Annotated in this window: 9 protein-coding genes and 2 pseudogenes; 2 read left to right on the plus strand and 9 right to left on the minus strand. The window is 39.0% G+C overall.

What is annotated here, in order from left to right; translation table 11 throughout:
- The 6 genes from mutS to gatC form a co-directional block, all read right to left on the minus strand.
- A complete protein-coding gene (gene mutS / locus HFP47_RS06445) occupies window positions 1–2,565 on the minus strand; it encodes a DNA mismatch repair protein MutS (RefSeq protein WP_179876231.1) in 2,565 nt (854 codons plus the stop codon).
- A gap of 140 nt (window positions 2,566–2,705) precedes the next feature.
- Entirely contained in the window at window positions 2,706–4,100 is a 1,395-nt protein-coding gene (gene rlmD, locus HFP47_RS06450; protein ID WP_179876232.1) for a 23S rRNA (uracil(1939)-C(5))-methyltransferase RlmD, read from the minus strand.
- Window positions 4,101–4,180: 80 nt separating this feature from the next.
- The gene (locus tag HFP47_RS06455) at window positions 4,181–5,167 is read right to left on the minus strand and encodes a diacylglycerol kinase family lipid kinase (RefSeq protein WP_011680237.1); all 987 of its coding nucleotides are present in this window, start codon (window positions 5,165–5,167) and stop codon (window positions 4,181–4,183) included.
- An 81-nt stretch (window positions 5,168–5,248) separates the two neighbouring features.
- Window positions 5,249–6,688, minus strand: a complete 1,440-nt coding sequence (gene gatB, locus HFP47_RS06460) for an Asp-tRNA(Asn)/Glu-tRNA(Gln) amidotransferase subunit GatB (protein WP_014325043.1) — start codon at window positions 6,686–6,688, stop codon at window positions 5,249–5,251.
- Window positions 6,689–6,703: 15 nt separating this feature from the next.
- Window positions 6,704–8,170 carry an Asp-tRNA(Asn)/Glu-tRNA(Gln) amidotransferase subunit GatA gene (gene gatA / locus HFP47_RS06465; protein WP_179876233.1) on the minus strand — a complete coding sequence of 489 codons (1,467 nt, stop codon included), beginning with the start codon at window positions 8,168–8,170 and terminating at the stop codon, window positions 6,704–6,706.
- A gap of 1 nt (window position 8,171) precedes the next feature.
- Window positions 8,172–8,480, minus strand: a complete 309-nt coding sequence (gene gatC, locus HFP47_RS06470; protein ID WP_025268372.1) for an Asp-tRNA(Asn)/Glu-tRNA(Gln) amidotransferase subunit GatC — start codon at window positions 8,478–8,480, stop codon at window positions 8,172–8,174.
- Window positions 8,481–8,700: 220 nt separating this feature from the next.
- Here gatC and rpsO point away from each other — a divergent pair, with 220 nt between their 5' ends.
- Together rpsO and rpsT are read left to right on the plus strand one after the other, a co-directional pair.
- Window positions 8,701–8,970: a 30S ribosomal protein S15 gene (rpsO, locus tag HFP47_RS06475; protein ID WP_011680241.1), complete on the plus strand. Its 270-nt coding sequence runs from the start codon at window positions 8,701–8,703 to the stop codon at window positions 8,968–8,970.
- A 49-nt stretch (window positions 8,971–9,019) separates the two neighbouring features.
- Window positions 9,020–9,270, plus strand: a pseudogene (gene rpsT, locus HFP47_RS06480) (30S ribosomal protein S20).
- 55 nt (window positions 9,271–9,325) lie between these two features.
- Here rpsT and HFP47_RS06485 read toward each other — a convergent pair.
- The 3 genes and pseudogenes from HFP47_RS06485 to dinB form a co-directional block, all read right to left on the minus strand.
- Window positions 9,326–10,690, minus strand: coding sequence for a DEAD/DEAH box helicase (locus HFP47_RS06485; protein WP_179876234.1), 1,365 nt, complete (start codon window positions 10,688–10,690; stop codon window positions 9,326–9,328).
- A pseudogene (locus HFP47_RS06490) lies at window positions 10,690–11,669 on the minus strand (bifunctional oligoribonuclease/PAP phosphatase NrnA). Before HFP47_RS06490 ends, HFP47_RS06485 begins: the two are co-directional and overlap by 1 nt.
- A gap of 39 nt (window positions 11,670–11,708) precedes the next feature.
- Entirely contained in the window at window positions 11,709–12,794 is a 1,086-nt protein-coding gene (gene dinB / locus HFP47_RS06495; protein ID WP_179876235.1) for a DNA polymerase IV, read from the minus strand.
- Window positions 12,795–12,820: the final 26 nt, after the last annotated feature.

The following is a 12,820-nucleotide window of genomic DNA, read 5'->3' on the forward strand; positions in this document are numbered from 1 at the left end:
TTACTTCCTCAATTTTTGTAATTCTGCTAATACATTTAATGCTTCTAGCGGTGTCATTGTTGATATGTTGATGCTATCTAATTTTTGAAATAATGTTTCTGTTTTAGGATCAACATCCGAAACATTGAACAATGCCACTTGCTCAGACAACCCTGAAGCTTTTGGTTCAGGTACTAATGCTTCTTGATTTTCTAATCCTGATAAAATCGTTGTTGCATTTGCAATTAATTCGTCAGGCAATCCGGCTAGTGCAGCAACGTGAATGCCATACGATTTGTCAGCTGGTCCTTGTTGAATCTGATGCAAGAAGTGTAACTCACCCGATTCATCTTCAACAGCGCCCACATGAACATTTTTAATATTTTCATGTTTGTCTGCCAATGCCGTTAACTCATGATAATGGGTTGAAAATAATGTTTTAGCATGTACATGAGCATCTAAATATTCAATGATGGCTTGAGCTAATGCCATACCATCATAAGTTGCCGTGCCTCGACCTAATTCATCAAATAATATTAATGAGTGCGCGCTGGCTTCTTGCAATGCTAGGTTGGCTTCCGCCATTTCGACCATAAATGTCGATTGACCCATTGCCATATCATCATTGGCGCCAATACGGGTAAATATTTGATCAAATATTGGTAATACGGCACTTTCGGCCGGAACAAAACTGCCCATTTGACCCAAAATAACAATCAACGCTAACTCCCGCATATAGGTTGATTTTCCAGCCATATTAGGCCCCGTGATCAATTGCATTGCCGTATTTTGATCCAAATTCACATCATTAGCAACAAACTCACCGGCTTCTAATATTGCTTCAACCACTGGATGGCGTCCCTGCTTAATATTAATTATATTATCGTCAGTAAATGTGGGACGAACAAAGCGATTATTGTCAGCAACATCTGCTAAGCTTGCTAGAACGTCTAATTGCGCTACCTGTCGTGCCAACTTTTGTAAACGAGAAATATTTGCTTTAACACGCTCACGAATCGTAATGAACAATTCGTATTCACGCTCGGTTCTTTTGAGTTGCGCTTCGTTAATTAAACGCTCGTGCTCCTTCAGTTCAGGCGTAACAAACCTTTCAGCATTAGTCAGGGTCTGCTTACGTTCATAGCGCCCTTCTTCTAACTTACTAACATTTGCACGAGATACTTCAATGAAAAATCCAAAATTTTTATTGTACTTAACTTTCAATGAATTAATGCCAGTTGCAGCACGCTCATCGGATTCTAATTGTGCCAGCCATTTCTGATTTTGACTCAAAACGTTACGATATTCATCGATTTTTGAATCAAATCCATCATTGATGATATCGCCCTCACGGATGCTAATCGGAGGGTCATCAACAATTGCTTCATCAATCAATCCAGCTAAATCACTCATATCTTCTAGTCGTTGACTAGCATGATTTAAAATACCTTGGCTTGAGGACAGAACGGACTTCATACCTGGAATTGCAGATAATGATCGCTTTAATTGTACTAATTCTCGGGCGTTCATCGTGCCCATAGCAGCACGAGCTGCTAAACGTTCCAAATCATATACTGATTTCAAATGATCTTGTAGCGCGCCACGTACAAAAAATTCATTTTGAAATGCTTCAATCACATCTAAACGTTCATTGATGTCTTCTGTATCCCGAAGTGGACGCAGCAACCATTGTTTTAGTAACCGACCTCCCATAGCGGTTTTAGTTTCATCAATTAGACCAAGTAAGGAACCTGCTTTCTTTTTTGTCCTTGCGTTTTTTACAAGATCTAAATTAGTCCGTGTATCTTGGTTGAATTTCAAATAAGCCAAGCGTTCATAATTTTGAGCCGGAATAATATGATCCAAATTACGGCGCTGGGTGTCAAATATATAGTTTAATAAAATAGTGGTTACTTGTGCTTCATTTTCATGTACCAAAGGCTGTGTCAAAAAACTAACTGTAGCATTAACATTTACGTCAGATTGAGTAGAAATTACCAATCCCCGTTCAGCAAGCTTATTAGCTATCCCTAGTTCTATTGTTTCATCATCTTTTAATAACACAATTTCTTTAACTTCAAGTGAACTGAGCTCATCAATTACATCGCTAAAGCGCTTTAGTGTTGTGGTTTTTAATTCACCCGTTGATAAATCAATATAACTCAAAAAATAACGATTATCTCGTGGTAATACCGCAGCCAAATAATTATTTTGCTTATCATTGCCCATGCCACTATTAAGCTTTGTCCCCGGGGTAATGAGTTGCACCACATCACGCTTCACCATTCCCTTTGCAGTGGCAGGATCTTCCATTTGCTCCACTATAGCAACTTTGTGTCCTTGATCAACTAAAATATCAATATAATTCTGAGCAGCATGGTGTGGAATGCCAGCCATTGGTACCGGATTTTCAGAATTTTTATTACGTGCTGTTAATGTTAGCTCCAACAATTTTGCGCCAAGCACTGCATCATCTTCAAATAACTCATAAAAATCACCCAAACGATAAAACACGAATGCGTCAGGATATTGACTTTTAATCTCATGATATTGCACCATCATTGGTGTTTCAGCAACTTTAGCCATGTTGAATACCTCTTTCTATACACTACATTTTAACATATCAAATAAACATTTCTGTGACACACTGAAAAATGCAGCGCACATCTGCTATGAAAGGACAATCTCATAGTGATGCGTACCGCATATTGTTTGGATCTAAATTATTAATTTTCAGCTTTTTTGAAAACTGTAATGCTTTCAACGTGAGTTGTTTGTGGGAATTGATCCAGTGGTTGAACTGCACCTTCGATTTCAAATCCTGCAGCCAAAATTTGAACAGCATCACGCGCAAGTGTTGCTGGGTTACAACTTATATATACAAATTTTTCAGGATTCATTGCTTTAACTGCATCAATCAATTCTTGTGTTAACCCTTTGCGTGGTGGATCAACAAAGACAACATTTGGCTTTAATCCTTCATCCGCCCATTTTGCCATTTGCTCTGGTGCGTCAGCCAATACAAATTCGGCATTTGTAATTTGATTGTTTTTGGCGTTTTTTTCAGCATCTTCAATTGCTCCTTCAACAACATCAACACCATATATTTTTTTCACTTTATCTGCAACAGATAACGTAATTGTTCCGATACCAGAATAAGCGTCAACAACAACATCAGTCGGTTTCAAATTAGCCTTTTCAGCTGCGAGCGCATACAAGGTCGAAGTGGTTTGAGGATTGACCTGATAGAAAGAGTTTGGCCCAATAACAAAGTCTTTACCCATTAATTGATCGTGAATATCATCTTCACCCCAAATCGTTTTATTCCATTGTCCCATAATCACATTGGTATCGTGATTATTGATATTGTGGATAACACTCTTTAATTCAGGTAGTTTTGCACTGAGTTTTTCGGCAATTAAGTCGCTATTATGTAGTTTTTTAGTATTCGTGATGATAACAACCATTAATTCATGTGAGTAATAGCCCCGTCGTGCCATAATATGACGAATAACGCCTTTTTTAGTTTCTTCTTCATACGCGGAAACACCTAATTCACGTAAAATGTCTCGCGTAATACGAACTGCTTCATCAACCTTGGGATCTTGGATATAAAAATCTTCAATTGGCACTAAACGATGTGACCCACGACGATAAAAACCTGTTTCTAATTTACCATTTATCATTTGCACAGGTACTTGTGCCTTATTACGGTACCCTGTTGGATTTTCCATACCAATAGTCGGCGCCACATCAACATCTACATTAACCTTTTTAAATAATTCTTCAATTTGATGCTGTTTAAACGCCAGTTGTGCCTCATATTTCAAATTGGCTAGCGGTGCAATGCCTGTGGTAATTGCTATTTTGTTGGCATTTTGAACGCGATTTTCGGATTCCTGAATGCGTCTTGTTACACGCCCAAATGCGTAGCTTTTTAGTACTTTTGTGACACTCACGCGGACAATTTCTCCCGGAATAGCATCAACTACAAATATCGGAAAATTATCAACCTTAACAACACCCATGCCTTGATATGTAATATCAATCACGGTTGCTTCAATTTCCTGATTTTTAGCTACTGGTGCTTTGGTTTTATATACTCGATTAGCTTTCGCCATAATGATTTGCTTCTTTCTTGCGCCTTTTGACACGCACTTTAAAATGAGAATAAGGCGCCATAATTAGCGCCTTACTGATGTTACTTTGTATCTAGTTTTTCGGCTTCTTCAACAAATTTACGTTTAGCAACACTTACAGAATTTTCTGACATGCCTGAACGATTGGCCACAAATTCAATATGTTGTTGTAAATCAGTAAATTTCATTGGCGCATCACCACCATATTCGCCATCTAAATTCACTTTCATTTGGTCATTATCTAGTGGCAAGATCTCTACTTTGTTGGTTTTCTTGTAGATTAACTTAGGATTATCAATATGCTTACCGCCATTAATCATCTGCGCCACCATCTGTAGCATCTGTGCCAAGTTAGCTTCTTTAATGATTAAGAGCGTAAAACGACCATCGTCTAACTTTGCATCTGGGACGATGGACTCAAAGCCACCGACAGAATTAGTCAGTGCCAAAAAGATCATCGAAGTTTTTCCTGAATACTCACCATCATCAAATATAACCTTGGCATTAACTGCTTTAACTCGAGTAATCAGCTCTGCTCCCTTAACCAAATAGGCCAAATAGCCATATAATGATTTCATCAACGAAGGTACTGCATACGTCACCTCGCTAATAGTTCCTAGAGCGGCAATATTCATAAAATACTTAATTTCGTTATCTTTTTCAATTTTGCCTATGTCCATTTTAATGGTTTCATTTTGCAAAATTACTTTTGCTGCTTCTAATGGCTCATCGCGAGGTAATTTTAATGCACGTGCATAATCATTGGTTGTACCCGCCGGTATGACTGCCATCATCGGGCGCTTTGTTAAGGGAGATAATCCATTAACAACCTCGTTAATTGTTCCATCCCCACCTGCTGCGACAATAAGATCAAAACCAGCCTCAGCAGCACGCCTTGCTTCTTTCGCCGCACTCAGTGGTTCTGGTGTAGTGGCAAAAGCCGAAGTTTCATACCCAGCTTTTTCATAAACTGCGAGGATATCAAGCATCTCGCGTTTAATAGCCTCTCGACCCGAAGTTGGATTATAGATAATTCTTGCTCGTTTCATGCCGGCAAACACTTTTCCTTTCAGCTTACAATATGTACGCGAGAAAAATCTCGCTTATTGACTAGTTTACATTCTCAACGTTTATCGTTTTTTTAACTCTGACAACAACAACTTATTCAAAACACTTGGATTTGCTTGTCCTTTGGACATTTTCATAAGTTGCCCAATAAGATAGCCAGTAGCACGATCTTTACCGCCCTTGAAGTCTTCAATAGATTGCGGATTATTGTCCAATACTTCAGTAATCCAGCCTAACAACAAATCTGGATCACTTAATTGAACCAGACCATGCTTCTTAGCAAAGGCTTCTGGCTCTTCACCAATCATAATCGCTTCAAAGACTTGCTTGGCTTGCTTTGTAGAGATTGTTCCGTCTTCAATCAACTTAATCATGCCTGCTAAATGCTCAGGAGTCAAACGCGTGTCTTGCAGCTCGACTTGATTCTTATTCATATAAGCATTCACATCACCAATTAGATAGTTAGCAGCGCGTTTTGGATCAGCTCCTGAAGATACAGTCGCATCATAAAAATCAGACATAGCAAGCGTCTGTGTCAAAACTTCTGCATCATAAGGTTCAATTCCCAAGTCATTTACATAGGCTTCTTGACGTTCACTCGATGATTTTGGTAAGTCTGCAGCAACTTCATCAATCCATTTTTGATCAATGACCACCGGAGATAAATCAGGTTCTGGGAAGTAACGATAGTCGTCTGCTCCCTCTTTTACACGCATTAAGATTGTCGATTTAGTTGGTTCATCATAGCGTCGAGTTTCTTGTTGAATTACACCACCAGAACGCAAAACCTCTGCCTGTCGCTTTTCTTCAAAAATCAATGCGTTACGAACGTAGTTGAATGAGTTAATATTCTTCATTTCAACTTTTGTTCCATACTGATCTGATCCAAATGGTCTGAGTGATACATTGACATCTGCACGCATTTGACCTTCTTGCATCTTAGCTTCAGAAACACCTGTAAATAAAATAACTTGGCGCAACTGCTCTAAGTAAGCATAGGCCTCATCTGGTGAAGCAAGATCAGGTTCTGAAACAATTTCAATCAATGGTGTCCCTTGACGGTTTAAATCAACATAAGAATAACCATCAGATCCGTGTGTATTTTTACCCGCATCTTCTTCAACGTGCATTTCTGCAATGTGGACACGCTTTACCGTTCCATCGGCCAATGTCACATCTAAGTAACCGTTAGTACCAATTGGTGTTTGTGATTGCGTTGTTTGATAAGCCTTGGGGTTATCAGGGTAAAAATAGTTTTTGCGGTCCCAACGAATCAATGGCGAAATTTGTGCGTGTAATGCTAGCGCAACACGCATACCATATTCCAATGCGCCTTTGTTTGCTACCGGTAAAACACCAGGATAACCAAAGTCAATTACGTTTGTATTAGTATTTGGCTTGTCACCATAGTGAACCGGTGAAGGTGACAACAGCTTTGAGTTTGTTTGCATTTCAACGTGGACTTCAAGTCCAATCGTTGTTTCAAAATTTCCAGTTCCCATGTGTGCCCCTCCTCTTTAATATTCTTTCGCAACGTCAGGATGTTGTTCAAACAAACGGCTGGCTTGTTCGTAAGCATATCCTGTTTGATAAACAGTCTGTTCGTCAAATGGCTTACCAATAATTTGCAAGCCCACAGGCAATCCATCAACAAATCCAGCGTTGACTGACAAACCAGGTAGACCAGCTAAGTTTACTGGGATAGTCAAAACATCTGCCAGGTACATTGCTGTAGGGTCATCAACCTCTTCACCAAGACCATATGCAGCTGTTGGCGCAGTAGGTCCAACAATTACATCATAGTTTTCAAAAACCTTATTAAAGTCCTCAATCAACAATGTACGAATTTTAGCGGCCTTCTTAAAGAAAGCATCATACGCACCAGCTGACAATGAGAACGTTCCTAACATGATACGACGCTTGACTTCGTCACCAAAACCTTCTGAACGTGTTTTGACATATAAATCTTCCAAGTTTTTAACGTCATCGGCACGGAAACCATATCTCACACCATCATAACGTTGTAAGTTAGATGATGCTTCTGATGACATGATAATATAGTATGCAGCTACACCGTATTTAGTGTGTGGAAGACTTACTTCGTCAACAGTTGCTCCCAATGCTTCTAATTGTGCAATAGCAGCCTTGACTTGCTTGGCAACTTTTGGATCAATACCTTCACCAAAGTATTCTTTTGGCACAGCGATCTTTAAGCCCTTAACATCACCGCTTAACTTTGCAGTGAAATCAGGCACTTCACGCTGCGATGAAGTTGAGTCTTTCTCGTCGAAACCAGCAATAGCATTTAGTACTGTTGCGTTATCCTTCACAGTTCTTGTGAAAGGCCCGATTTGATCAAGTGAAGAAGCCATGGCAAACAAGCCCCAACGTGAAACACGACCATACGTAGGCTTTAAACCAACAATTCCATTAAAGGCAGCTGGCTGGCGAATTGAACCACCGGTATCAGACCCTAATGCAAATGGCACTTGTCCAGCAGCAACTGCTGCAGCTGATCCACCTGATGATCCACCTGGCACCTTACTATGATCCCACGCATTTGATGTTTGTTTATAGTATGAGGTTTCTGTTGAACCACCCATGGCAAATTCATCCATGTTAGTCTTTCCAACAGAAACCGCCCCTAGGTTTTGCAATTTTTCCACCACTGTCGCATTATAGATTGGCTTAAAACCTTCCAAAATATGCGAAGCACCCGTTGTTTGAATGCCCTTGGTTGCCATATTATCTTTCAATCCCAAAGGGAGACCCGTCAAGACATTCGAAAAATCAGATTTTTCATCAATTTTTTGAGCTTGTGCTATAGCTTCGTCTGGGTTTGTGCTAATAAATGCATTTAATTTATCATCAGTTTTAGAAATGTTATCAAGCGATGCACGTGTCAAATCTACCGCACTTACTTCTTTGTTTACCAACTGATTGTGCAAAGAAGTTAAATCATGCTCAAAATAATTAATTGCCATGTTATTCCCCCTCACCATTCAAAATTGCAGGAACCTTAATTAAATCTGCAGCTTCAAGTGGTGCATTATTAAGAAGTTCTTGTTTTTGATTCCAGTTATTTGCGACATCTTCACGCAAATGATTAACATTTTCCGTTACTGAGTATGTTGGGATAACATCATCAGTATTTACCTCGCTCAACGTATCAAAAATATTCAAGATATCACCCAATTGTGTTGTAAATTGGTCAAGATCAGCATCGTTAAAAGCTAATTTGGCTAACCCTGCAACATGGGCAACTTCGTCACGTGTGATTGTTGTTTCGGCCATAAATATCCGCGGGTGCATACATTTCTGTAGGCACACTTCCTTTCAGTGTTTATATACTAGTCCATTTTATCACATATTTGTCAATCTCTCGCCTTGCATTTCAATGGTATTCCTGTATAATTAAGAACGTTGTACAAACAACACGACCAGTAACTTTGTTGAGCGGCTCACCATCGCTTTACGCAGTCTCTGGCGACATTTTAGAAAGGTGGATATAAATATGGCACTTACACAAGAACGTAAGAACGAAATCATCAAGGCATACGCCCGCCACGAAGGCGATACAGGTTCAGCTGAAGTACAAATCGCAGTTTTAACTGCTGATATTAACGAGTTGAACACACACATGGCAGCTCACAAGCATGATTTCCACTCACAACGTGGATTAATGAAGAAGATTGGTAGCCGTCGTAACTTATTACGTTACCTCCGCAATACTGATATTCAACGTTATCGTGAATTGATCCAACGCTTAGGTTTGCGTCGTTAATCTTAGGATTACTTGAAAACCTCGTATCAAATTTAAGGAGAAAAGACATATGCCTGTTATTGAATCAGCAATTCAACGTGTTCGTCTTACTAAGAAGCAACACGACCGTAACGAACCACAACTCAGCGCTTACCGTACAGCTGTAAAAAGTTTGAAAAAGCTGCAGCTGCTGGTACAGACAACCTAGCAGAATTATACAAGGCTGCTTCTTCAGCTATTGATCACGCCTACTCAAAAGGTTTGATCAAGAAGAACAAAGCTTCACGTGAAAAGTCACGTTTAGCTAAGTACGTTAAGTAATTAACCTACTTCCTTGAATACTAAAAGGACTTGGAAAAATTTCCAAGTCCTTTTTTTAATGTTCTCCACGTTGTTTGTTTGCTTTGCGTGTTGCTCTCATTTCTTGTCGTTGAGATATTCGACGATCCATTTGATTTTTACGCTGAATTGCATTTTTAATGCGTCTTTTGTAACCTGGCTTGACATTTTTCTTTTTCTTTTTAACCATACCAACCATAGTTGAATCCAATTTTTTGGTTGTGGCTACTCGCTGAACACGAGCCCTTCGATCCTTAACGTCAATAATTTCATTGCCCTTAATTTGCTTAGCCTTAAAAGTGATACCCAAGGCTTCTAATTCAGTAACTTCATTTTCTTCATCTGGACCATACAACGTAATGGCTAATCCAGGCAAACCATTACGGCCCGTCCGACCCACACGGTGAACAAAGAATTCTAATTCGGCAGGTATATCATCATTAATGACATGCGAAACACCTTCAATATCAATACCACGTGCAGCAAGGTCTGTTGCCACGACATATTGGTATTCTAAGTTTTGGATCGCTTTCATCACACGTCGACGTTCACGTGGTTCAATATCGCCATGTATTTCGGCCACTTTCAAACCATGTCCACGCAAAAAACTCGAAATTTCCTTCGCACGCTCTTTGGTATTAGCGAAAACCAATGCTAAGTATGGATTACCAATAGTTAATACTTGATAAATAATGTCATTCTTATCTTTTGACTTAGTAGCTAATAACCAATTGTCAATTGTATCGGCAATGACCGTTGACACTGGTATAGCTTCAAAATGTGGGTTATCTAAATATTTTTTCAAGAATGGCTTCAACTTTTCTGGCATTGTCGCACTGAACACCAATGTCTGAAGACCCTCAGGCATTGCACCTGCAATATAATCGACTTCATTTAAAAATCCCATATCTAACGTCATATCAGCTTCATCTACAACAAGCGTATGAACTGCATGTAACTTCAATGATCCAGACTCTACTAAATCTTTAATCCGACCCGGTGTCCCAATGACAATTTGTGGTTGGTGATTTTCCAATTGTTTAATTTGTCGTTGCTTGTCTGTTCCACCCACAAACTCAGAAATGGAAATATCAGTGTTTAGCTGATTAGAAAATTCTTTCATCGCCTTGGTAATTTGCGCTGCCAATTCACGTGACGGTGTCGTAATTACTGCCTGTACGTATTCGTTATCCTGCTCTAATTGATTCAAGATTGGAATCAAAAATGTGTGCGTCTTTCCTGAACCAGTTTGCGATTGTCCGACCACATCTCGTCCTTGTAAAACATCTGGAATTAATTTTGCTTGCACAGCAGTTGGTTCATAAAAACCAATAGCACTTAATGCGTCAATAACTTCCTTTTTTAAATTAAATTGTCCAAATTGGTTTGCTTTTTCAGCCATCAATCTTCCTTTTCTGCGTCTTGCTTCTCGCTAAGAGCACTATCAACTATATTGATTAAGCGATCTATATCACCTTGATCTTGCGCCCAAGCTCCTGAAGCCATTGGATGACCGCCACCCTCAAATTGGTTTGCAATCTTATTAATTGCAATTGTTCGTGAGCGCAGTCTGACACGATAGTTTCCTTCGTCTTGTTCTTCAAAATAGCCCATGATTTCACACAATCTATCTTTGATGGTAATGGTACAACAAAAGCTGTCCCGGCATCTTTCAAGTCAAATTGCTTTAACAATTCTTTAGTTAAAATAACATAAGCAAATCCCGATGGCAGTATGCTTAAGTTTTGCAAAACATAGCCTGACAATTTGGCTGCGTTTTCCGAAATGGTTGCCATCGCATGATGAATTTCTTGATAATCAAAATCATACTTAAACAGTTCTGACACCACACGGAACGTTTCTGAATCGATACTATACATAAATCGACCCGTGTCTCCAATAATACCAATATATAATAGGCGCGCTGCTTTTTTGGTCATCACCAATCCTTGAGCCTTAAGTTTTTCATAAAACTCAAAAATCATTGTACTTGTAGCGGAGTGACCATCTTTAACCCATTGCCAATCCCCGTATGGTTCATCATTTGGATGATGATCTATTTTAATAACTTCTAAACCATCTGGCCAGCGTTGGTCATCTACACGCGGTGCATTGGCTGTATCAGTTACAATAACAAGAGCCTTATTGTAAGCAGCATCGGGTATAACATCCATGAAATTGTCATCTTCATTCATCCATGCTAATCCTTGAACTTCTTTGCCCACAGCATATATCTTTTTTTCTGGAAAACTTGCTTTTAATATTTCTTTCAAACCCAACTGTGAACCAAAAGCGTCTGGGTCAGGTCGTTGATGCCGATGAATAATTATTGTATCGTAACGCTTGATCTGTTCTAATATTTGTTCTTCGATTACTGACATGTTTATACTTTCTAATTATTATTTTCTATTATTGTAACATTAAAACAGCGTTATTTCCTCAAATCCGCTAGACTGTAGGTTACTAAGTGATATTCCCAATAAACGAATAGAAAAAGCCGCATTCATATTCTCATCAAATATTGTCTGTGCTACAGATACTATACTCCCAGCTTCTAATTTGAAAGGCACACTTTGAGTTACAGAACGTGTGATAGTATTAAATTCGCTGTCACGAATTTTTATATTTAGCGTACGTCCTACTAATTTCTTATTTTTCATGATTTTAACAATTTCCACAGCCAATTTTTTGAATTCTAGATTAACTTCATCTCTTGTTTGTACAAATTGATCAAAGGTTTCTTCTTTTCCTACGGATTGTCTTTGACGATGCCATTGAACTTCGCCAAAATGAACACCTCTAGCCTGCCAAAACAAATGTTCACCCATTTTTCCAAATTGAGCTCGTAACGTTTCTTGAGGTACCATGCGCAATTGTGCGCCATTCTCAACACCCAGCACTGCAAATTTTTCTTGTGTTTTTTTCCCAACTCCTCGAAAAGAGGAAATTGGTGATCTTGCCAAGAAATCTAATGCATTATCTTTTGTTATTACAGTAACGCCATTTGGCTTATTGAATTCTGATGCTAACTTCGCCAACAATTTATTGTACGAAACACCAATTGAACTGGTTAACTGCGTTTCTTTTAGAATTTGGTGACGAATTTTTGCCGCTAATGTCGCTCCCGTGAGTACGCTATCTGTTAAATCTAAGTATGCCTCATCAAATGCAATAGGTTCAATTTTATCAGTATACTGATGAAAAATATGATGAATTTGCTGAGATATCATCTTATATTTCTGAAAATCAGGTCGCATGAAAAATGCATCTGGCGCTAATCTTTTGGCCTCGGCAGCGCTCATTGCTGAATGCACTCCTAATTTTCTGGCGGCATAATTAGCAGTCGCAACAACACCACGTCCGTTTGACTCAATAGGATCACGCGAAATGATCAATGGCAGATTACGCAACTCAGGATGATCACGCATTTCAATTTGGGCATAAAAGGCATCTAGATCAACGTGAATAATTCTTCTATTGTCTGCTGCGATAAGAAATTCTGGCATACTATAATTTTATCACAGGAACAAGT

Origin of the sequence: Leuconostoc sp. DB-1 (assembly GCF_013414845.1) — a bacterium.
In the GTDB taxonomy this organism is placed as follows: domain Bacteria; phylum Bacillota; class Bacilli; order Lactobacillales; family Lactobacillaceae; genus Leuconostoc; species Leuconostoc mesenteroides.